Annotated in this window: 23 protein-coding genes; 18 read left to right on the top strand and 5 right to left on the bottom strand. The window is 69.6% G+C overall.

Features of this window, described 5'->3' with window-relative positions; all coding sequences use genetic code 11:
- From U870_RS0120130 to U870_RS23360, 3 genes are all read right to left on the bottom strand, one after another.
- Nucleotides 1–1823 (bottom strand): Ig-like domain-containing protein (locus U870_RS0120130; RefSeq protein WP_162819206.1); only part of this gene is annotated, 1823 nt, incomplete at its 3' end.
- A gap of 72 nt (nt 1824–1895) precedes the next feature.
- Nucleotides 1896–2486, bottom strand: coding sequence for a hypothetical protein (locus tag U870_RS0120125; protein WP_025159163.1), 591 nt, complete (start codon nt 2484–2486; stop codon nt 1896–1898).
- Nucleotides 2487–2973: 487 nt separating this feature from the next.
- Nucleotides 2974–3666, bottom strand: coding sequence for a GntR family transcriptional regulator (locus U870_RS23360; protein WP_025159162.1), 693 nt, complete (start codon nt 3664–3666; stop codon nt 2974–2976).
- A 198-nt stretch (nt 3667–3864) separates the two neighbouring features.
- On the opposite strand from U870_RS23360, the gene U870_RS0120115 reads away from it, so the two are divergent.
- The 11 genes from U870_RS0120115 to U870_RS0120065 all read left to right on the top strand — a co-directional run bounded on the left by U870_RS0120115 (nt 3865) and on the right by U870_RS0120065 (nt 14036).
- A complete protein-coding gene (locus tag U870_RS0120115; protein ID WP_052357863.1) occupies nt 3865–4269 on the top strand; it encodes an ArsR/SmtB family transcription factor in 405 nt (134 codons plus the stop codon).
- On the top strand, nt 4266–4745 hold the full coding sequence (locus U870_RS0120110) for an SRPBCC family protein (protein WP_025159160.1): 480 nt from the start codon (nt 4266–4268) through the stop codon (nt 4743–4745). Before U870_RS0120115 ends, U870_RS0120110 begins: the two co-directional genes overlap by 4 nt.
- A complete protein-coding gene (locus U870_RS0120105) occupies nt 4742–5356 on the top strand; it encodes a dihydrofolate reductase family protein (protein ID WP_025159159.1) in 615 nt (204 codons plus the stop codon). The genes U870_RS0120110 and U870_RS0120105 overlap by 4 nt, the downstream gene beginning before the upstream one ends.
- A 265-nt stretch (nt 5357–5621) precedes the next feature.
- The gene (locus U870_RS25125; protein ID WP_081815381.1) at nt 5622–6644 is read left to right on the top strand and encodes a DUF805 domain-containing protein; all 1023 of its coding nucleotides are present in this window, start codon (nt 5622–5624) and stop codon (nt 6642–6644) included.
- 69 nt (nt 6645–6713) lie between these two features.
- The gene (locus U870_RS0120095; RefSeq protein ID WP_025159157.1) at nt 6714–7496 is read left to right on the top strand and encodes a thioesterase family protein; all 783 of its coding nucleotides are present in this window, start codon (nt 6714–6716) and stop codon (nt 7494–7496) included.
- Between the two features lie 560 nt (nt 7497–8056).
- A complete protein-coding gene (locus U870_RS0120090; protein WP_025159156.1) occupies nt 8057–8263 on the top strand; it encodes a cold-shock protein in 207 nt (68 codons plus the stop codon).
- A 137-nt stretch (nt 8264–8400) separates the two neighbouring features.
- Nucleotides 8401–9495 (top strand): fatty acid desaturase family protein, encoded by a 1095-nt coding sequence (locus U870_RS0120085; RefSeq protein ID WP_025159155.1) that lies wholly within the window; start codon nt 8401–8403, stop codon nt 9493–9495.
- 68 nt (nt 9496–9563) lie between these two features.
- Complete coding sequence (locus tag U870_RS0120080; RefSeq protein WP_025159154.1) at nt 9564–9893, top strand: hypothetical protein; 330 nt, start codon at nt 9564–9566, stop codon at nt 9891–9893.
- A gap of 73 nt (nt 9894–9966) precedes the next feature.
- Nucleotides 9967–11250, top strand: a complete 1284-nt coding sequence (locus U870_RS0120075; protein WP_025159153.1) for an MFS transporter — start codon at nt 9967–9969, stop codon at nt 11248–11250.
- Between the two features lie 103 nt (nt 11251–11353).
- The gene (guaD, locus tag U870_RS0120070) at nt 11354–12703 is read left to right on the top strand and encodes a guanine deaminase (protein ID WP_025159152.1); all 1350 of its coding nucleotides are present in this window, start codon (nt 11354–11356) and stop codon (nt 12701–12703) included.
- A 37-nt stretch (nt 12704–12740) separates the two neighbouring features.
- The gene (locus tag U870_RS0120065; protein WP_025159151.1) at nt 12741–14036 is read left to right on the top strand and encodes an MFS transporter; all 1296 of its coding nucleotides are present in this window, start codon (nt 12741–12743) and stop codon (nt 14034–14036) included.
- 21 nt (nt 14037–14057) lie between these two features.
- Here the strand turns inward: U870_RS0120065 and U870_RS0120060 are convergent, their stop codons facing one another.
- A complete protein-coding gene (locus U870_RS0120060) occupies nt 14058–14402 on the bottom strand; it encodes a hypothetical protein (protein ID WP_025159150.1) in 345 nt (114 codons plus the stop codon).
- A gap of 122 nt (nt 14403–14524) precedes the next feature.
- On the opposite strand from U870_RS0120060, the gene U870_RS0120055 reads away from it, so the two are divergent.
- Together U870_RS0120055 and U870_RS0120050 are read left to right on the top strand one after the other, a co-directional pair.
- Nucleotides 14525–15052: a helix-turn-helix domain-containing protein gene (locus tag U870_RS0120055; RefSeq protein WP_025159149.1), complete on the top strand. Its 528-nt coding sequence runs from the start codon at nt 14525–14527 to the stop codon at nt 15050–15052.
- A complete protein-coding gene (locus tag U870_RS0120050) occupies nt 15049–15600 on the top strand; it encodes a PIN domain-containing protein (RefSeq protein ID WP_025159148.1) in 552 nt (183 codons plus the stop codon). The genes U870_RS0120055 and U870_RS0120050 overlap by 4 nt, the downstream gene beginning before the upstream one ends.
- A 27-nt stretch (nt 15601–15627) precedes the next feature.
- On the opposite strand, the gene U870_RS0120045 is transcribed toward U870_RS0120050, so the two are convergent.
- The gene (locus tag U870_RS0120045; protein WP_025159147.1) at nt 15628–16164 is read right to left on the bottom strand and encodes a GNAT family N-acetyltransferase; all 537 of its coding nucleotides are present in this window, start codon (nt 16162–16164) and stop codon (nt 15628–15630) included.
- A 129-nt stretch (nt 16165–16293) separates the two neighbouring features.
- Here U870_RS0120045 and U870_RS0120040 point away from each other — a divergent pair, with 129 nt between their 5' ends.
- The 5 genes from U870_RS0120040 to U870_RS0120020 all read left to right on the top strand — a co-directional run bounded on the left by U870_RS0120040 (nt 16294) and on the right by U870_RS0120020 (nt 21243).
- Nucleotides 16294–17262 carry a helix-turn-helix domain-containing protein gene (locus U870_RS0120040; RefSeq protein WP_025159146.1) on the top strand — a complete coding sequence of 323 codons (969 nt, stop codon included), beginning with the start codon at nt 16294–16296 and terminating at the stop codon, nt 17260–17262.
- 136 nt (nt 17263–17398) lie between these two features.
- Nucleotides 17399–18547: a zinc-dependent alcohol dehydrogenase gene (locus U870_RS0120035; RefSeq protein WP_025159145.1), complete on the top strand. Its 1149-nt coding sequence runs from the start codon at nt 17399–17401 to the stop codon at nt 18545–18547.
- Nucleotides 18548–18570: 23 nt separating this feature from the next.
- Nucleotides 18571–19395, top strand: coding sequence for a MoaF C-terminal domain-containing protein (locus tag U870_RS0120030; RefSeq protein WP_025159144.1), 825 nt, complete (start codon nt 18571–18573; stop codon nt 19393–19395).
- A 97-nt stretch (nt 19396–19492) separates the two neighbouring features.
- Nucleotides 19493–19882, top strand: coding sequence for a nuclear transport factor 2 family protein (locus U870_RS0120025; protein WP_025159143.1), 390 nt, complete (start codon nt 19493–19495; stop codon nt 19880–19882).
- Nucleotides 19883–20055: 173 nt separating this feature from the next.
- Nucleotides 20056–21243 (top strand): ABC transporter substrate-binding protein, encoded by a 1188-nt coding sequence (locus U870_RS0120020; RefSeq protein ID WP_025159142.1) that lies wholly within the window; start codon nt 20056–20058, stop codon nt 21241–21243.
- Nucleotides 21244–21338: the final 95 nt, after the last annotated feature.

The raw sequence follows: 21338 nt of genomic DNA, 5'->3' as shown, positions 1-21338 counted from the left end.
GGGGTGGTGACCTCGAGCTTCTCCGTGTCGTCGGCGATGATCAGTCTGTCGAGGATGACGGTCTGGTCGCCGGCGGTGACGGTGATGGGGGCGGAGCCCTCGGGGACCTTCACGCTGGTGGTCCATTCGCCGTTGTCGCCGATGGTGGTCATGCCGAGGACGTTGCCGTCCTTGTCGGCGATGACGACCTTCTCGCCGGGCTGGCCGGTGCCGGTGAACTCGGTGCCGATGGTGCCGATGGTGGCGTCCGGGGTCGGGGTGGTGACCTCGAGTTTGGCGATGACGTTCAGGTCCTCGATGGTGACGGTCTGGTCGCCGGACTCGACGGTGACGGTGCCGCCTCCGGGAAGCGGGACGGTGGCGTTCCAGCTGCCATCGGGGTTGACCGTGGTCTCGCCGATGGTCTTGCCGTCGGCGTCCTTGATGGCGACGGTGTCGCCGGGCTGGCCGGTGCCGTCGAAGGTGACGTCCGGTCCGACGATGGTGGCGCCGCCCTGCGGGGTGGTGACCACCAGTGCAGCGGTGTCGTCGACGACGGTGAGTTTGTCGAGGATGACGGTCTGGTCGCCGGCGGTGACGGTGATGGGGGCGGAGCCCTCGGGGACCTTCACGGTGGTGGTCCATTCGCCGTTGTCGTCGATGGTGGTCTGACCGAGGACGGTGCCGTCCTTGTCGGTGATGACGACCTTCTCGCCGGGCTGGCCGGTGCCGGTGAACTCGGTGCCGTTGGTGCCGATGGTGGCGTCCGGGGTCGGGGTGGTGACCTCGAGCTTGGCGATGACGTTCAGGTCCTCGACCTTCACGCTACGGGAACCGGCCTCTACCGTCGCGGACGTGGAACCCTCGGGAAGGGTGACGGTGACCTTGTATGCCCCGTCGACGCCGGCAACCGTCGATCCGACCGTCTTACCGTCGGCATCCTTGATCGTGACCGTGGCGCCGGGCTCCGCGGTCCCCGTGAATTCGACCTGCGAGCTGACCAAAGTCGACCCGGCCTTCGGCGTGGTGACGATCAGCGGTGCACTGTCATCGATCACGAGACCCGACCAGGTGGCCGACTTCGTGCCCGAGGTGAACGTGAAATTCGCTGGGCCATCGGGAAGCGTGAGCGTCGTCGACCAATTGCCGGTCGCGTCGGTGGTCGCGGTGCCGACAACCTTGCCAGTGGAGTCCGTGATCTCCACTGTCGAGTTCGGAGTCGCCGTGCCCGTGAACGTCGCACCCTTCATCCCTACCGTCGTTCCGGTGGCTGGGGCCGAGATCACGACATCAGCGGAGGCGGGCGCGACGAGGCCGGATGCGTTGATCCAACCGTAGTTGCCGGCGGCCGTCGAAGTAGCGAATTTCCCGTTGGCGGAGTCCGTGCTGAGGTAGTAGTTGGTGCTGGAGTTGCGGAGATTGATTGTGGTGTCGTTGCCCCGCGTGCCGCTGGAGCTTCCCACCCAGAGCTGGTCGATGCTCGAGGGCGAGCACGTCGCGAAGGCCGTATTGCTCGTGAGGCATTTTCCGTTGTACGCCGAGCCCGGTGTGACGTTCTTGACGAAGCCTGTTGAGCCACTGCGGGGGAACTCGAAGCGTGCTGCCCCGCTGACCGCGGCCGCCGCTTCGGCGGTGCTCTTGGCGCTGGTTCCGGTGGCGATGTTGTTGCCCGAAATCGTGTAGTACAGACCGGAGTTCGTCAGCTGGATCATCGGGCCGGTGAGTTGAGTTCCACTCGGTCCCGCTGCCTGGGCCGGCGCGGCGGCCAGCATTCCGCCGACTGCGAGTGCGGTGATTGTGCCGGCCGCAGCGAGCGTGCGACCGACTTTTCGTGACTTCTTCATTGTTACCTTTCATCGGGAGTGCCGGTGTTCCGGCTGAGGGCACCGCAATCCTGCGGCGGATCGGATCGCCGGTCAGGCGCGTGGGCGCGCGGGTCCGCGGGCGAACAAGATGACGAGGAGAACACCGAGCGTCGAGGCGACCATCGCCGCAACGCCGATCGGGTGGTCGAGGGTGTGAGCGCCCGGTTGTGCGGACATTCCCATCGCGAGGGCCGCGAGCATCAGTCGCAACTGGCCCACGATGACCAGGACGAGGGCTCCCGTACCGCCGAATGCCAGCGCGCGCGCCCACGATGTGCGGCCGACCAGGACCGATGCGCCGGCGACGAGCAAGACGCCTCCGACGAAGTACGCCGACCCGCACCACGCCGTGGTCTGCGCGGCGAACCAGCCATGGCCCATCGTGAAGCCCACGACCGGATCGAGGCCGATCGTCGCGTACACCGTGTCGGTCGCGTATGTCGCGCCGGCGACGGATGTGGCGAGCTGTGTCTCGACCACGCGCAGGGCGTGCTCCGACACCAGTATCGTGAAGCCCGCCGCAACGAGCAGGGCGCCCACGATCCATCGGAGCGCGGAGATCTCGCCTCCGGCTCGGCGTCGTGCACGCACGGTGGTGGATTGTTCGGGGACGGACCGTGGTCCGGTGAGTACGTTCGTCACGCGCGTCTTCCTTCGGGTTCAGACAGGTTGCGAAATTGGGATCCAGAGCGCACGGGATCGCGCTCACGGGACACGGCGCTCGGAGCCGGAACTGTTCTCACACCGGTTCGACGCGCCGGCATCGATACCAATCGGTCGAAGTGGGGGTCGATCGCTGGTCGCAGAGCCATCGGGGTGTAGATCCACGAGGTGCCGAGAACCAAGCTAGGCGCGTGACTTCTCCCCACCGTCGGCCCAAGAGCACATCGAGTGCCTCAGTCGACCAACATGCTGGGTCGCGCGCACGTACTTCAGTAGTTGACCTATCGTTTCTCAGCAGCGGCATCGTCGTTGTGCGGCCGCGCTTGAAGCACGAATCGCTGCAGGACCTCGAAAATCCGCGGGTCTAGGGTCGAACGGCCGCGAATCGTACCTATACCATGTGGTTGCTCCGGCCTAAGTAGTCCATCCAGCCACACCAGCGCAACCGGTCCACTGAAATGTCGTATCAGTTGCGGTCCGCGAAGCCCCGTGTGTCGACGGGCACCCAACCCGCGAACAGCTCTTCCGTCGCACTGCGGGTGGCATGGACGTCGCGCGCGGCCAGTGCATCGCGGAGCACCACGAACACGTCCGCGGATCTCGAGAACTGGCGTTGGCCGCCGAGTGTGTGGAAGGCGGTCTCGATCTGTGCCACGAAGCGGAGCCCGTCGATCGTGTCGGTGAGGCGATCGCGGTACATCCTGCCGGAGCGGGCGAGGAGTTCATCGAACACGGGGTAGAACGTGGCGCGCACCTCGTCGAAGTCGCCGCCGCGGAGTGCCTCGCTCGCGATGCTGCAGTGCGTCTGCAGGGTCTCGCCGGCGTCGTCTGGAAGAGCAGGCATGGCGAACCGCACCGCACCCGAATACAGCGTGCCCAGCATATGGAGGGCGGTGAGGACGTCTGTAGCGTTCGGGGTCGCGACGCGCGTGTAGCGGTTGGGGGCCATTTCGATGAGGCCTTCCCGTGCGAGATCGTCCATCGCGGCACGGATCGGAGCGCGGGAGACCCCGAGCCACTCCGAGAGTTCGGCGTCGCGCAGCGCCTCCCCGTGGTGGAGGGCGCCGGAGCGTATGGCTTCGCGAAGTCGATCGCGCACCACATCTTTGAGCAGCGTGCGCTGCGCGACGACTGGTTCGATGCGATCGGGGATGGGCATGCGTCCTCCTGCTGAGGGTGACGGCACGGGCGACGGGGTCACGCAGGCGGCGCATCCGACGCGACGACCGGTTGCGCCCATTGAAACACGGCCCGACGCGGTGTCGAAGAGGCGAAATCGACGACCGATACCCCGGCGCTCTTGACGCGCCTGCTCAGCGCGGCTACGTTGTATTCAACCGAAGGGTTGATCAAGCTGATGATTGATAACAGTCCCGACACCGCGCTGGACGCGGCGTTCGCCGCCCTGGCCGACCCCGTCCGCCGGGCCATCGTCGCCCGACTGAGTCGTGGGCCGGCGACGGTGGGCGAGCTGGCCGAGCCGTTCGACATCACCCTGCAGGCGGTGTCGAAGCACATCGGCGTCCTCGAAGCGGCCGGGCTCGTCTGGCGCACCCGTGAGGCGCAGCGCCGCCCGGTGCACCTCGACGCGGCCGCGCTCGAACGGCTCACATCGTGGATCGATCGCTACCGGCTGGAGGCCGAGGCCCGCTACCGCCGCCTCGACGCCGTGCTCCGGCCCTCCTCCGGCGCCGATCGCAGGAGGACAAACACGAGCACGAGCACAAGCACCACCGACACAACGAAGGAGAAGGAGTCATGAGCAATCCCGTCGTCATCGACGTCGTCCCGGGCACGTCGTACGCCGATCTCACCCGCGAGTTCGACGCGCCTGTCGAGGTCGTCTTCGAGGCCCACGCCGACCCCGAGCTGTACCGGCGCTGGATCGGGCCGCGCGCTCTCGAGACCGTCATCACCCACTGGGACTTCCGCACGGGCGGAGGCTACGGCTTCGAACAGACCGACGCCGAGGGCACCTACGGGTTCCGCGGCGTCATCCACACCGTGGTCGAGAACGAGCTGCTCATCCAGACGTTCGAGTTCCTGGGTGCGCCGGGCGAGGTGAGCCTCGACCGGCTCCGGTTCGAGGCACTCCCCGGCGGGCGCACGCGCCTCGTCGGCCGCTCCGTGATGACCTCGAAGGAGGCGTTGGAGGCGATGATCGCCTCCGGCATGGAGTACGGCGTGCGCGAGGGCTACGAGAAGCTCGACGAACTGCTGGCGGAGCGTGCGTCATGACGCGCGTCGTCGCCGACATCACCGTCTCGCTCGACGGCTTCGTGACCGGCCCGGACGCCGGCCCCGGCAACGGCCTCGGCACCGGCGGCGAGCCGCTGCACACCTGGGCGTTCTCGGACGACCCGGACGATCAGCTGATCCTCCGGCGGTCCACCGAGCGCTCCGGTGCTGTCGTCATGGGGCGCCACCTGTTCGACATCATCGACGGCCCGGGAGGCTGGAACGACGAGGTCGGCTACGGCGCCGCCGAGGTCGGGAAGCCCGCGTTCGTGGTGGTGACGAGTGCGCCGCCGGCCGAGGTCCGGCTGACGGGCCTCGACTGGACCTTCGTCACCACCGGCCTCGCCGACGCCGTCGCGTCCGCCCGCGCGCGTGCCGAAGCCGCCTCCGCTGCTCGCGGTGCCGATCTCGACATCGTCCTCATGGGTGGCGGTGCCCTCATCGGCTCGGCGATCGCCGCCGGGCTCGTGGACACGGTGAGCCTCCATCTCTCGCCGCTGATCCTCGGCGCGGGGACGCCGCTGTTCGTCGCGGGGCCGCCCCGAAGCCTGCGGCAGCGGGAGGTGATCGTCAGCTCGACAGCGACGCACCTGACCTACGACGTGGTCTGAGAGCCGGAGGGCGACACCGTGCGCTCGGGCTGTCAACCCCGCGCGGGCGGAGATCGGTCTGCCGTACCCTCGGCCTCGGTGTGAAAGCGCCACCTAGCAGCGGGAGCCCGGCCTCGTGCCGGGCTTCCGTGTGTCGGGCGGGCGGGCGTCCGATCCGTCGAACTCCCTCAGCGAGTCCGAGGCGTGTCACAGCCCGCCCGCGTAGCGTCGACGGCACGGTTCAGGGCGAACCGCGGTTCAGCGACGACCGACCCCGGAGGCGATCATGAGCGCACCATCGTCCGCAGCGCGCGCCGTCCCCCTCGACGCCCCCTACTACGGCGCCACCTTCCCGATCGCATTCGGCCGCTTCTGGCGCAAATACGCCACGTTCACCGGGCGGGCCAGCCGGAGCGAGTACTGGTGGTGGGCGCTCGTGGGCCTCGTGATCGCGGTGCTGCTGGAGGCGGTATACATCCCGTCCCTCCTCTCGCGCCCGCGTGGCGGCGGCTTCCACGTCGACGCGGGCATCGTGCTCGTTCTCGTCGTCGGCGGTCTGGTGTTCGTCGCGACGATCGTCCCGACGCTGGCCCTCGCGTGGCGACGGCTGCACGACGCCAACCTCAGCGGCGGCTTCTGGTTCCTGGGACTGATCCCGGGGGTGGGCGGGATCATCGTCCTGGTGCTCATGCTCCTTCCGTCGAATCCGTCCGGCGCGCGGTTCGACCGACAGGATGGGGGGATGCATCCGCAGACTCCCACCGACGTCATCTTCATCGGAGGCCGATCGGGCGTCGGCAAGTCGTCCGTCGCCGCCGAGGCCTCGCGCATCCTCGCGCACGCCGACATCCGGCACGCCGTCATCGAAGGCGACAACCTGGATCAAGCGCACCCCGAGCCGTGGCGGGAGGGCATCGATCTGGCCGAGCGCAATCTCGCCGCCCTGTGGAGCAACTACCGGGCCATCGGCTACTCGCGGCTGATCTTCACGAACACCGTCAGCGTGCTGCAGATGCCATCGCTGGTGGCTGCCCTCGGCCCGGACGTGCGGCCGTTCGGGGTGCTGCTGACGGCCTCCGACGCGGCGGCGGCCGAGCGGCTCGGCCGCCGTGAGATCGGGTCGGGGCTGGCCGAGCACATCGAGCGCAGCCGCAGCGCGGCGGCGCGACTGGACGAGGCGCGATCGGTTCACCGGGTCGCGACCGATGGACGCACCGTCGCGGACATCGCGGCCGAGATCCTCGCCGCGGCGGGCTGGACGGAGGGCCGGACGCCCGGTACCACCGAGTCGGCGCGTTCGGCGGGCTAGGTCGGGACATCCGGCCCACGCCGCATCCCGTGCCATCGCCCGCTTCCCGTCACGACCTAGGCTGGACGCATGGCGACGACGGCATACTTCCTGCAGACGGGCGAGCACACGTACGCCCCGACCTCCGAGTCCGGCGGGGCCTGGGCCGATGACGAGATCCATTTCAGCCCGCTGGGCGGTCTGATCGCCCACGAGATCCTGCAGCACGCGGCGGCCCGGCCCGGCCCTCGGCTGCAGCTGGGCAGGATCAGCTTCGACATCCTCGGCTTCCTCGCCCTCGAGCCGGTGGAGATCCGGGTCGAGACCATCCGGCCCGGCCGCACGATCGAGTTGGTCGAGGCGACCGCCGTCATCCGCGGCCGTGCCGCCGTCAAGGCGCGAGCCTGGGTGCTCGCCTCGTTCGACACCGCGGAGGTGGCCGGAGGCGCGCCCCACGCTCTCCCCGACCCGGAGTCCGCGCCGCACTGGCCGATGAGCGCGGTGTGGCGCGGAGGCTATGTCGCCTCCCTCGACGCGCGGGCGATCCGGCCGCCCGAGCCCGGCCGGGCGACCGTCTGGCTCTCCACCGATCGCGCGCTCGTCGCGGGCGTCGAGGTCGAGCCCGTGGCCTCCTGGCTGATGCTCGTCGACACCGCGAACGGCGTGGCCGTGCGGCGGCACCCGACCGAGTGGATGTTCCCCAACGTCGACCTCACCGTGCACCTGCACCGCGAACCGGCGGGCGCCTGGCTCGGGCTCGACACCGAGGTCGTCTTCGGTGCGAGCGGACTGGGCGTCACCCGTTCCGTGCTCCACGACACCGGCGGTGCGGTCGGCTTCGCCGAGCAGTCACTGACCATCCGACGGCTCTGATCCGTGCCGTGCGCTCCCGCTCAGGCCGTCCGTGTATGCTGAACCCGTCCGCACAGCGATGTGCCCCGCTCGCAGTACTCCGGCCGGACCACGGCCGTTCGACTCGCGGTGACGGCGATCGCCGAATCCCGCTCTCCTCGCGCTGACTCTCCTCGAAGCAGCCCCTCATTCCTCCTCCCGACGTGACGCAGCCCCTTCGCCGGCCGTCACCCCCACCAGACATCGCGCCCCTCCCGTGGCGCCGAAGGACGATCATCACAAGCATTCTCGAACACGCGACACCGTTCGCGACCACCTGGCGCCAGGCAGACGACGACGTCTGGGTGGCCTCCCGTGCTGGCGAGTACGCCGGCATGGCGCACCGGACCCCTGAGGGGTTCGCCGTCCTCGACGAACTGTCGAGGCCCTGCGGCATCGCCGCGACCATCGAGGCCGCGCAGGATCTCCTGCGCGCCGCCACCATCCCGTGCCCGACGTCGGGCACGCACAGACGCCCGCGCCACATTCGGCGCGGGGGACGGAACCGCTCCCACGGTTCCCCATCACGAAAGAGAGAGACGATGGCTACAGGCACCGTCAAATGGTTCAACTCGGAGAAGGGGTACGGCTTCATCGCTCCGGATGACGGCAGCGCCGACGTCTTCGCCCACTACAGCGCGATCGCCGCCACCGGCGGCTACCGCAACCTCGACGAGAACCAGAAGGTCGAGTACGACGTCGAGCAGGGCGCCAAGGGCCCGCAGGCGTCGAACATCCGACCCGCGTGAACGGTCGAAGGCGTCCCGTCGAACACGGGGCGCCTTCGCCGCCAACGCACAGCATCACCCCGTACTCTCAAGAGATCTAGGACGGTCTCGTCCACACCTCGGCTGGGAAGTCGCATCGACAGCAGCGGAGGAACACGATGACCGTATCCACTCTCGGGCCCGTGCAACGCACCCGTACCCGGCCCGAGGGCCGCCAGCCGGTGACCAGCACGTACAACGAGCTGCTCGGCCAGGTGCGCGATCAGGGTCTGCTCGAACGCCGCCGAGGGTTCTACATCACGGTCTTCTCGCTGCTCACGGTCGGCCTCGGCGGGGCGGTCGCCGGCTTCGTGCTGCTGGGCGACTCCTGGTTCCAGCTGTTGATCGCGGCCGCCCTCGGCATCATCTTCACGCAGTTCGCCTTCCTGGCGCACGAGGCGTCGCACCGTCAGATCTTCGCGTCCGGCCCGGTCAACGACCGGGTGGGGCGGTTCCTCGCCACCTGGCTGGTCGGCATGAGCTACCAGTGGTGGATGACCAAGCACACCCGGCACCACGCGAACCCGAACACGGTGGGCAAGGACCCCGACATCGAGTTCGACACCATCTCGTTCACCGAGACCGACGCCGCACGGCAGAAGGGCCTCATGGCGGCGATGACCCGGCGCCAGGGCTACTTCTTCTTCCCCCTGCTGATGCTCGAGGGCGTCAACCTGCACGTCACCTCCTTCCGCTCGCTGCTGGAGCGCCGGCCCACCGTCGGTCGCTCGCAGGAGCTCACCGCCATCGCCGTGCGTCTCAGCGTGTACATCGGACTGGTGTTCCTCTTCCTCCCGCTCGGGATGGCGTTCGCGTTCCTCGGCGTCCAGCTCGCCGTCTTCGGCGTCTACATGGGCGCGTCGTTCGCCCCGAACCACAAGGGCATGCCGCTGCTGCCCGCCGGATCCCGCGTCGACTTCCTCAACAAGCAGGTGCTGACCTCCCGCAACATCAGGGGCGGCTGGTGGATGAACGCCCTGATGGGCGGCCTCAACCACCAGGTCGAGCACCACCTGTTCCCCTCCATGCCGCGCCCCTCGCTCGCACGGGCACGGGAGCTGACCCGGGCGCACTGCGCCACCCACGGCATCCCGTACACCGAGACCACCCTGGTCCGCTCCTACGCCATCGTCATCGAGTACCTGAACCGGGTGGGCCTCGCCGCCCGCGATCCGTTCGACTGCCCGCCAGCGGCAGCGTTCCGGCGCCGCTGACCCGGGGTCGGACGGCCTGTTCCGCGCACCCCCTTGTATGTGCGGCCGGAGCGGGGGACATTCAAGGCATGCGCAGGATCATCTACGGCGGGACCTCGCTCTTCACCGGCGACCGGATCGCGGACGCCATCCTGGACTACGGTGCGGCGCTCGCCGGCGCCAGCCAGGCCGCGGTGATCGCGTTCCCGGGACGGGATGAGGGCGGGGAGCTGCGCGAGCTGCGTCTGCTGCTCGGCCCGGCGAGCCAGATGGTCTCCGAAGGGATCGACGTCGAGTGGCCGGAGATCCTGAGCCCCGAGACGGTCGATCGCCTCGAGGGGCTGACCTCCGGGCTGACGTCGCCGGAGTTCGCCCTGCCCACCTTCGGCGACGACGACGGGGCGGACACGGACCGGTAGCCGGCGCGTCATCGCCGTCGATGCTTCCACCCGCGGCCCCGCTTCTCGAGGGTGACGGCAGAGGGAGGCTCGCATGACGCAGCGTGACGCAGCGCCGATCCGAGAGCGCTCGCGACTGGGCGGCCCGGAGGCCTGGCTGATCTGGGTGCTGGCGACGGTCTTCGTGGTCTGGCTCTTCACGATCCAGACCGGGTACGCGGTGGTGTCGCCCGAGATCCAGAAGTCGGCCGACCTCGACCTCGGGCAGATCGGGCTGGCCGCTTCGATCTACACGTGGGTGTTCGCGCTGATGCAGTTCTTCTCCGGCGCTCTGCTCGACCGATTCGGGTCACGGCCCCTGCTCGCCATCGCGGTCGGGTTCGTCACAGTGGGCGCCTTCCTGTACTCCGGCACGACGGACTTCCTCGTGCTCGCGCTGGCCCAGGTCGTGCTCGCCCTCGGAGCGTCCTTCGGATTCGTCGGGGCCGGCTACATCGGCGGCCGTTGGTTCGTGGCCGCACGGTACGGGTTGATGTTCGGGCTGGTCCAGGCCTTCGCCTCGCTCGGGTCGGCGGTGGGCCAGCCGGCCATCCTCGCCCTGCTCCAGGTGTTCTCCTGGCAGCAGTTGCTCGTCGCGTTCGGGTGCGTCGGCATCCTGCTGGTCGTCCTGTTCCTGGTCTTCGTGCGCGACCCGGCACCGGTCCCCGTGCCCGTGTCCGCACCGAAGGTCGGGGTCGCGACCGCGCGAGGGCGCGGCGTGCTCGCCCAGATCTTCGTGGAACTGGGGCGCTGCTTCGCGAACCGGCAGGTCGTGCTGGCGGCGGTGCTGTCGGCCGCGTCGTTCGGCACGATGCTCGCGGTCGGCACCCTGTGGGGTCCGCGGATCATGGAGGCCCGCGGCATGACGACCGCCTTCGCGACCGTGCTCACCGCCGTGGCGTGGCTGGGGCTCGCCGTCGGGGCGCCGCTGGCGAACATCGTCTCCAACCGCTGGGGGAGCCGGAAGTGGCCGGCGGCGATCTCCCTCGCGGTGCAGGGCGTCGCGATCGCGCTCGTGGTCTACCTGCCGACCGAAGCGCCGGGCGCTGCCGTCGCGCTCATGTTCGCGGTGGGTCTCTTCTCCGGTGCGCAGATGCTCGGATTCACCGTGGCGGGGGAGTCCGTCCCGCCCTCCCTCATCGGCAGCGCTTCGGCGATCGTGAACGGCTGCTGCTTCATCGTCAGCGGGCTGCTCACCTCCATCCCGAGCGCGCTCCTGCCCGACTCCCCCGGCATCGCCGACTATCGCGGCGTGCTGTGGCTGATGCCGGCCGTGCTCGCGGTCGGTGTGGTGGCCGCGCTCCTCCTCCGCGACCCGCGTCCGGGTGCCGCGGCCTAGCAGCGAGACCGGCCGGGAGTGCCGGTACTAGCCAGGGGTGGAAGGAGGGGTCTAGCCTGCCGGTGAACGCAGCGTCGCACGACTTCTGGCTCGGGGAGGTCCGGTGGTCTTCTATTCGGCACAGCACGGCGGTGCGGGAACGCACGCCGTCCGCGGACACGTCGTCACGGTGAAGGGCGACCCGTTCATCGAAGGCGACGACAGTGTCCTGATCGACATCGCCGACGGCCTGGTGCTCGTGGAGAACGGCATCATCACGGCGGTCGGGCCGTACAGCCAGGTGAAGGATCGGCTCGGGCCCGACGTGCACGTCGACCACTACCCCGACCGCCTCATCACGTCCGGGTTCGTCGACTCCCACGTCCACTACGTGCAGACCGGCATCATCGGAGCGTTCGGCGCCCAGCTCATCGACTGGCTGAACGAGTACACGTTCGTCGCCGAGCAGAAGTTCGCCGACCCCGCCTACTCGGCGGCCGTCGCCTCCGTGTTCTTCGACGAGCTGCTGCGCAACGGCACCACGACGGCGCTCGCCTTCGCCGCGGTCTACCCGGGCTCGGTCGACGCGTTCTTCGAGGAGTCGATGCGCCGGGGCACCCGCATGGCGGGCGGCAAGGTGCTGATGGACCGCAACGCCCCCGAGGCGCTCCTCGACACCCCGCAGAGCGCGTACGACGACTCCACAGCGCTCATCGAGCGCTGGCACGGCACCGGTCGCAACCTCTACGCCGTCACCCCGCGGTTCGCGCCCACCAGCACGCAGGAGGAGCTCGATGTCGCCGCGACCCTCCGCCGCGAGACCCCCGGTGCGCTGATGCACACGCACGTCTCCGAGAACCTCGGCGAGATCGCCTGGGTGCGCTCACTGTTCCCGACGAGCGCCGGGTATCTCGACGTCTACGACCGCTCCGGGCTCCTCGGGCCCGGAGCCGTGCTCGCGCACGGCGTGCACCTCACGGCGCAGGAGCGGATCCGCGTCGCCGAGACGCACTCCGCGGTGGCCCATTGCCCCACGTCGAACCTCTTCCTGGGCAGCGGGCTCTTCCACGTCCACCAGGCCAAGAGCCTCCGGCACAACATGACGGTCGGGCTCGGCACCGACATCGGGGCCGGGACCAGTTTCTCGATCCTGTCGACGATGAACGAGGCCTACAAGGTCGCGCAGCTGACCCAGTACCCCCTCGACGCGATCAAGATGCTCTACCTCGGCACTCTGGGTGGGGCGCAGGCCCTCGGCATCGAGGACAGGATCGGTTCTCTCGAGGTCGGCAAGGAGGGGGACCTCATCGTCCTCGACCCGCAGGCCACCGACCTGCTCGCCTTCCGCAGCGCCCGTGTCGAGTCGCTCGAGGAGCAGCTCTTCGTGCTGGCGACCATGGGGGACGACCGCACGATCGCCGCGACCTACGTCGGCGGCGAGATCGCGTACGCGCGCGACGGGCATACCGCCTGAGCGTCGGCTCTGGCGTAGGCGAGACGGAGGGACGGACATGTCATCGAGTGGGCACGCGGCGTATTATCACGGCTCGCATCGCTGGTTCGAGGGCCACCGCGCGATCGGTGGGCCGGAGGCGTGGCTCATCTGGGTGCTCGCCACGATCTTCGTCGTGTGGCTGTTCGCGATCCAGACCGGATACGCGGTCGTGTCGCCGGACATCCAGAAGACCGCCGGGCTCACCATCGCGCAGGTCGGCCTCGCCGCCTCCACGTACACCTGGGTGTTCGCGATCGTGCAGTTCTTCTCCGGCGCCCTGCTCGATCGGTTCGGCACGCGGCCCCTGATGGCGATCGCCGTCGCGCTCGTGACCGTCGGCGCGTTCCTGTACGCCGGGACCACCAACTTCGGCACCCTGGTGATCGCCCAGGCCGTCCTCGCGGTCGGATCCTCGTTCGGCTTCGTCGGCGCCGGCTACATCGGCGGCAAGTGGTTCGACGCGGCGAAGTACGGCCTGATGTTCGGGCTGGTGCAGACGGTCGCCTCGCTCGGCTCGGCCATCGGGCAGCCGCTCATCCAGGCGTCGCTGTCCGCGCTGACCTGGCAGCAGCTGCTCGTCGCGTTCGGCTGCTTCGGAGTCCTGCTGGTGGTGCTGTTCATCGCGTTCGTCCGCAACCCCGCCCCCGATCCGGCCCTCCCCGTCGCGAAGCCGTCCGGCAGCGTCTTCGGTGAGATCTTCCGCGACCTGGGGCATTCGTTCGCGAACTACCGCGTCATCCTCTCGTCCATCCTGGCCGGAGCCTCCTTCGGCGCCATGCTGGCGGTCGGCACCCTCTGGGGTCCGCGGATCATGGAGGCGCACGGCGCCGACACGGGGTTCGCCACCGTGCTGACGGCCTTGGCCTGGCTCGGTCTCGCCGTGGGGGCGCCGATCGTCAACGTCGTCTCCGACCGCTGGCACAGCCGCAAGTGGCCGGCGTTCTGGGCGCTCCTGCTCCAGGCGGCGGCGATCGCGCTGGTGATCTACCTGCCGAACGTCGCCACCGGCGCCGCGCTGGCCTTCATGTTCGCGATCGGGTTCTTCGCCGGCGGGCACATGCTCGGCTTCACCGTCGCCGGCGAGGCGGTCGACGGCGCCCTGATCGGCAGCGCGTCCGCGATCGTGAACGGCGTCTGCTTCATCGTCGGCGGACTGCTCACCTCCATTCCGTCCGCACTGCTGCCGCAGAGCCCGACCATCGCCGACTTCCAAGCCGCCCTCTGGCTGCTGCCGGTGGTCGTCGTGATCGGCTGCGTCGCCGCGCTGCTGCTGCCCGAGCGTCGACGCGAAGGGACCGCGCCGGCAGCGTGACCGTGTGATCGGCGGGGTGGATCAGCGGCCGACGCCCTCCACGCCGTCCCACTCGTCGTCCGGGTACGGTCGGTCGAAGGTCGGCGCCGGCGGGGCGAGCGCGGTCGCCGATCGTTCCAGCTCGGCCACCGCGTCGTCGTCCTCGATCTCGGGCCACCCGGTGTCGCCCACCGGCTCGCTCGCCAACTGGCTCGCGGGGCCGATCAGCACCTCGATGCGGGTCAGCTCGCCGCCGGACGTGCGGGCCGGGACCGTGAACGCCACGGCGCTGCCGGCACGCGCGAGAGCCGCGGCGTACTCCAGCAGGGCGGTGGCGATGCGATCTCCGGTGTAGAAGATGGTGCCGGCGTACGCGATCTTGTGCATGAGACGCACTGTGCACCCCTCGGACGCGTTGCACCAGAGGGGTGTCGCGGGGAACCCCGCCTCAGCGACAGATATCGTTTCGATGTTCGATTTTTTCGATTCGGGTGTCTAGGATGTGTGTCATGAGCACCTCGACCGACACGCCGCGCGGCGCGCGCCGGGCACACACCTACCTCCCCGAGGCGGGTGCTCGGGACGAGCTTCTCGACTTCGCCGAGGTGATGCGCGGACTCGAAGGGCATCTCGCAGGGAGTTCATCGCACGCGGCGCTCGTCGACCCGCAGGGGGTCTCCCGTCCGATCCCGACGGAGATCTTCCGCATCCTCGAGCAGGTCACAACGGCTCTCGCCGCCGGGGACGGAATCACCGTCGTCCCGCAGGGCATGACCATGACGACGCAACAAGCAGCAGACTTCCTCGGGGTCAGCCGCCCGACTCTGGTGCGCCTCCTCGAGGCCGGCGACATCGCCTACGAGAAGCCGGGCCGGCATCGTCGTGTCCGGTTGGATGACCTGCTCGACTATCAAGCGCACTTCCGGTCGGAGCGGCGCGCGGCGCTGCGCGATCTCCAACGGGCGAGTCTGGATTCGGCGGTCAGGGTCGGCGACCCGTCCGACGTCCGGCGTCGCGCGGAGCTCGGCCTGGAGTGAGTTTTCCGGCCTTCTTCGACACGAACGTCCTGTACGGGGCTCTGCTGAACGACCTCATTCTCGAACTGGCCGATCGCGGGCTGTTCAGGCCGTTGTGGTCAGAGGACGTGCTGTTCGAACTCGGCAAGAATCTGGTGCGGAACGGTGAGGACCGCGCTCTCGTCGACAAGCGGATTGGAGCGATGAAGCAGTACTTCACCGACGCGATGGTCACGGGGTACGAACTCCTCGTGCCGAGGATGACGAACCACGAGAAGGACCGACACGTGTTGGCGGCGGCAGTGCGCGGAGGCGCGGAGGTGCTGGTGACCTTCAACATGAGGGACTTCCCGGCGGAATCGCTCGCGCCGTTCGATCTCGATGTCGTCCACCCGGACGACTTCCTCCTGGACCAGCTCGACCTCTTCTACGCTCCCACGCTGCGGGCGCTGGTGGAGCTCGTCGACGCGTATGACTCTCCGGCGATGACCGTGGACGACCTCCTCCTCGCGCTCACCCGGGCAGGCGTTCCCCGGTTCGCCGAGGCGGCGCGGGCAAGGCTCTACTGAGCTCCAGGTGTAGGCGCGAACCCCGCCTCAGCCCGCCCAGTCGACCGGGGTGGTCGTCCCGCTCTCCCAGTCGCGGCGGAGGATCGCGTAGCCGATCGAGTCCATCGGCGTGCCCTCGGCGACCGGCCACGCCTCCCGGTAGTGCGACTCCTTGACATACCCTGCCCGGTCGAAGACCAGACGCATGGCGGTGTTGTCGCTGCGCGTGTTCCCCTCGATCCGGTTCAGGTCGGGATGCGCGGCGAAGATCGCCGTCGTGGCCGCGCGCAGCGCCGCCACTCCGATGCCGCGCCCCCGATGCCGCTCCGCGATCCGCAGGTCGATCAGCGGGGTGCCGTGCGCGATCTCCTCGAACACGATCACCCCGACCCGGTCGATGTCGTCCTCGTCGATCCAGAGCGCGATGTTGTCCGGCGGCCCGAAATCGCCGCGATCGACCCGGGCCGCGGCCTCGGCGGCGGTCGGGGCGGGGGACCCGTGGAAGGGGAAGCGGTTCGAGCTGAGGAAGGCGATCAGGGCGTCGCGCTGGGTGCGGGTGTCGACCGGGCGCAGTGAGACGTTCACTCCAGCAGGCTATCGGGCGAGCACGCGGGGCTTCGGGCGCGCAGACCTGGGCATCGGGGCGGAGGCGGTGCTAGGGTGCCCTATCACGGATCGTATACAGTGCCGTCACGAGCCGAGTGAGGTGTCCCCATGCTCAGCAGATCTCTCCCGCACACCCCCGGCGGGCGCGTCTCCACGTCGGTGGCCCGGACCTTCGACGAGTTCCGCACGGCGGTGTCGGAGTCGTTCGTCCCGCTCCAGGTCACGAGCGCGCGCCCGGACCCGTTCTGGGGGCGGATCCGATCCGCGGAGGCCGACGAGGTGCATGTCTCGGAGGTGAGCGCCGCCGAGCACGTCGTCGAGCGCACCCCGGAGCTCATCGCCCGGGGCGATCGGCAGTACTTCAAGCTGAGCCTGCAGCTGGCGGGAACCGGCCTCCTGATCCAGGACGACCGGGAGGCGGTGCTGCACCCGGGCGACCTGGCCGTCTACGACACCCAACGGCCGTACACTCTCGTCTTCGATGACGACTTCCGGACGATGGTGGTGATGTTCCCGAAGCGACTGATCGACCTCCCCGCCGACGTCGTGGCCCAGCTCACGGCGGTCCGGATGAGCGGCACGAGCGGAGTCGGCGGCATCATCGTGCCGTTCCTCGCGCAATTGGTCGGCAACCTGGAGCAGCTCTCCGGGGCGACCGGAGCGCGACTGGCGCACAGCGCGCTCGACCTGGTCACCACGATGTTCGCCAACGAACTCGACGTGAACGCCGGGCCGGGAACGCCGCATCAGGTGCTCCTGCAGCGCATCCGGGCGTACATCGACCGCAACCTGGCCTCCACCGATCTCGGCCCCGCGCAGATCGCCGCCGCGCACTTCATCTCCACGCGGCACCTGCACGGCATCTTCCGCGAGCAGGGGACGACGGTGTCGGCATGGATCCGCACCCGGCGTCTGGAGCGCTGCCGCCGCGATCTGCTCAGCCCCCTCTACGCGGACCGGCCGGTGGCGGCGATCGCCGCCCGGTGGGGGTTCGTCGACGCGGCGCATTTCAGCCGGGTGTTCAAAGCCGCCTACGCCGAGTCGCCGAGCGAGTTGCGGGCGGCCGCCCGGGCCTGACCCGGCGTTGTCGTCCAGCGAAGGCGGATTGACGACCCGCGTACGAACCGGTGGCGGAGATTGAGGGGCCGCGTCCCCGCGGCGACGATGGTGCTGAACGGTGCGATGCGGCACCGACGCGAGCAGGAAGCCGCCGATGCCCAACGCCACAGACCTCCCGCGCACCACCCGACAGATCGTCTTCACATCGCCCGGCGTGATCGAGACCGCCGAGTCGCCTCTGCCCGCTCCGGGCGCCGACGACCTGCTGGTGCGCATCGCCCTGGTCGGCGTCTGCGCCACCGACCTGCACCTGCTCGCCGGACACATCGGCGACCCGTTCCCGCTCGTCCCCGGCCACGAGTTCGTCGGCGAGGTCGCCGCCATCGGAGAGGCCGCGGCCCGGCGGCGCGGTCTCGCCGTCGGGGACCACATCGCGGTCGAGATGCTGCTGCCGTGCCAGACCTGCGCCCGCTGCCGGGAGGGCCGCTACAACCTCTGCGAGGCGGACGACCCCGCCGGCGGCGCCTCGCACGGGCGGCAGCTCGGGGTGAACATCCCGCGCACGGTCGCCCCGGGCCTCTGGGGCGGCTACGCGGAGCACCTCCTGGCGCCGCGCGAGGCCATCGTCCACCGGCTGCCGACGGACCTGCCGTGGTCGCGGGCCGTGCTCGTCGAGCCCCTCGCGGTCGCCCACCGCGCGCTCGCGCGGGCCCGCGTCGCCCCGGGCGAGGACGTCGTCGTGGTCGGCCCCGGTCCCGTCGGATTGCTCGCGGCGGCGGCGGCCCGCAGCGCGGGGGCCGGCCGTGTGGTCGTGGTCGGAACCCGGCCGTCCCGGCTGGCGCTCGCGGAGCGTTTCGGCGCGGACGCCACCGTCGACGCACGCGGAAGCGACCCGGTGGCCGCGGTGCGCGCCGCCCTCGGCGGCGGCCTCGCCGACGCGGTCATCGAGATCGCCGGGGTCGCCTCGGCACAGCAGCAGGCCGTCCGCCTGGTCCGCCGCGGTGGCCGGGTCGTGCTCGCCGGCGCGTGCGGCGCGGACGTCCACGTCGGCTTCCGTGCCGACGAGGATCTGCTCACCCGTGAGATCGACCTGCTGCCCTCCTTCCTCTCCGCCAGCGGCTTCGAGCCGGCGATCCGGATGCTGGAGCGCGGCGCGTTCCCGTTCGACGACCTGGTCACCCACCGCTTCGGGCTCGACGAGGTCGAGACGGCCTTCCGCGTGATCGGCGGCCGCGAGGACGACGTCATCAAGGCCGTGATCGACCCGCAGCAGCGCCGCGTCTCCGGCGCCGCCTCCCACTGAACCGCCCACCGAAAGGACGACCCATGACCGACACGAGCACCTCAGCGCCCGACCTCCCCGCCGACCCGGCGACCGACGAATGGCGCACGTACGACGAGTTCGCCGCCGGGATCGACACCTTCCGACTGCCGAACACCGATCTCACCGGCCGATCGCTCGCACTCACCCTCGACGACGGGTCGACCCTGTCGCTGGCGTTCGAGTCCGACACCGTCCGATGGAGTGCGACCGGCTCGCTCCGCTCCCCGGCCGGTGCGCGGGACCCCTACGACGCGGTGGCCGTGCGGGACGACGTCGTGTTCGTCAACCTGCCGCTCACGTCGGTCGAACGCGAAGCGATCACGGTCGTCTTCTCGACCACGACGCATCGCGCGCTCGTAACCCGCTCCGTGATCGGGGAGACGGAGATCGAGGGCACCCCGCGGGTCACCCAGACGTTCTGGGCGGCGGTGACCGACGGCGGCGAGCCCACCGGGGAGGTCCCCGCCCCCTCCCGCGACCTCATCGGCAAGCGCAACGTCTACCGCTACAGCCCGCACCACCTCTACGAGCACGTCTACGTCTCGTCGCAGCGGTACGCCTGGCAGTGCCTCGAAGGGGTGCAGCGCGGGCACGGCGACATGGATCTCTCGACCGTCTGGAAGTTCGCCGACGGGCTCTACCTGTTCTGCTTCCGCGAGTTCCGCATCGCCGTGGCCAGCGTCTGGCTGCACGATCTCGGGTACGACCTCATGACCACGGGCGTCTTCCTCGGACTCAACGGCGCGGGCGAGTCCGAGCACTCCCGCGCCGGCGGCCACATCTACCCGCTCGGCGCCGTCGTCTACCCGGACGCGCAGCCCGTCTGACGCACCGGCAGCCCCGACCGGCCCGGCCCGGCCCGACCGAACCAGCGGCATCCGCCGCATCGCAGCATCGACCCGCCCCCTGACCCTGAGGACCGACATGACCAGCAACCGCGACATCATCGCAGCGCACTACGCCGCCTCCGACCGCGGCGACCTCGAGGGGATGCTCGCCCCCCTCGCAGCCGACGTCCAATGGACCGAGATGGCCGGCTTCCCCTACGCCGGGACGTACATCGGCCCGGCCGCCGTCCGCGAGAACGTCTTCGAGCGCATCGCCGCCGACTGGGACGGCTACGTGGCCGCCGTCACCGAGCTGATCGACGGCGGCGACACCATCGTCGGGCTCGGCACCTACAGCGGCACCGCGCGGTCCACCGGGCGGCACTTCTCGGCGCGGGTCGCCCACGTCTGGCGCCTCGAGGGCGGCGAGGTCGTCCGGTTCGAGCAGTTCACCGACACCGCGCTCGTCCGCGACGCGCTCGCCTGAGCGAGCCTTCCCGGAGAAACAACCAGCGTGCGGCGACAGACAACAGCCGTCGACGCACGCCGCATAGCGTCGGCAGTAGCAATCACGAGAACCACCCGTTCGCCGTCGGGCACCGCGGCGGAGCAACGCCACGACGAAGTGGTCGTGGCGCAACCCGAGAGGCAGGGAAGCGCATGAAGAAGAACGTCCTCTACGCGGCCGCAGCGGTCGCGGCATCCGCGGCACTCGTGCTGAGCGGCTGCAGCGGCGGCAGCGGCGGCAACGGATCGAGCCCGATCGTCGTCGGCTCGGTCAACACCAAGAGCGGGGCGGCGACGTTCCCGGAGGCGTCGCAGGCCGCGGCGGCCGTGTTCGCCGAGCAGAACGCCAAGGGCGGGATCAACGGCCACACGATCGACTACAAGAGCCTGGACGACAAGGGCGACCCGGCCACGGCCTCCGCCAACGCCCGCGAGATCGTCGGCAGCGACGAAGCCGTCGCGATGGTCGGCTCGGCGAGCCTCATCGAGTGCGAGATCAACGCGAAGTACTACGCGCAGCAGAAGATCCTCTCGATCCCCGGCATCGGCGTCGACACCGGCTGCTTCGACAGCCCCAACATCTCGCCGGCGAACGTCGGCCCCTTCAACGACCTGACCCTCACGCTGTACTACGGCTCCGAGGTGGCGAAGCTGGACAACATCTGCGTGCTGCTGGAGATCGCGGGGAGCACCCGCCCTGCGTACCAGAAGGCCATCGACAAGTGGACGGCGATCACCGGCAAGAAGCCGCTGTACATCGACGACACCGTGCCCTACGGCGCCAGTGACTACACGCCGTACATCGTGAAGGCCAAGGACGCCGGATGCAAGGCGCTCGCCATCAACCCGGTCGAGCCCGATGCCATCGCCCAGGTCAAGGCGGCCAACGCGCAGGGCTGGAACGACGTGAAGTGGCTGTACCTGACCAGCGTCTACAGCGACAACTTCGCCAAGGCCGTCAGCGACGCCGGAGGCGGGATCTACGTGCCGGCCGAGTTCTACCCGTTCACCGACGCCTCCAGCGACATCAACAAGGACTGGCGGGCGCTGATGGAGAAGAACAAGATCCCGCTGACCTCGTTCTCGCAGGGCGGCTACCTGGCGGCGAAGTACTTCATCCAGGTGGCGGAGTCCATCAAGGGCGACATCACCCGCGAGTCCGTCACCGCGGCCCTCCACGACATGAAGCCCATCGACAATCCGATGGTCGGCACCCCCTACGTGTTCGGCACCGCTAAGGTGCACGACCAGAACACCGCAGGCTGGCCGATCAAGCTCGTCTCGGGCACCAACGCGTGGGAGCTGAACGGCGACGACTGGATCACCATCCCGAAGAGCTGACGGCGCCACCGGGCGGGTCCGCGATCGCGGGCCCGCCCGGCTGGACCCTCCCGACCCGACCCTCCTGTCCCGACCTCCCGGACCTCCACCCCGAA

The organism is Leifsonia aquatica H1aii (assembly GCF_000633535.1).
Taxonomy (GTDB): Bacteria; Actinomycetota; Actinomycetes; order Actinomycetales; family Microbacteriaceae; genus Leifsonia; species Leifsonia aquatica_A.
Note: the sequence above shows the minus strand (reverse complement) of the source record. Positions and strands in the feature narration are given on the sequence as shown.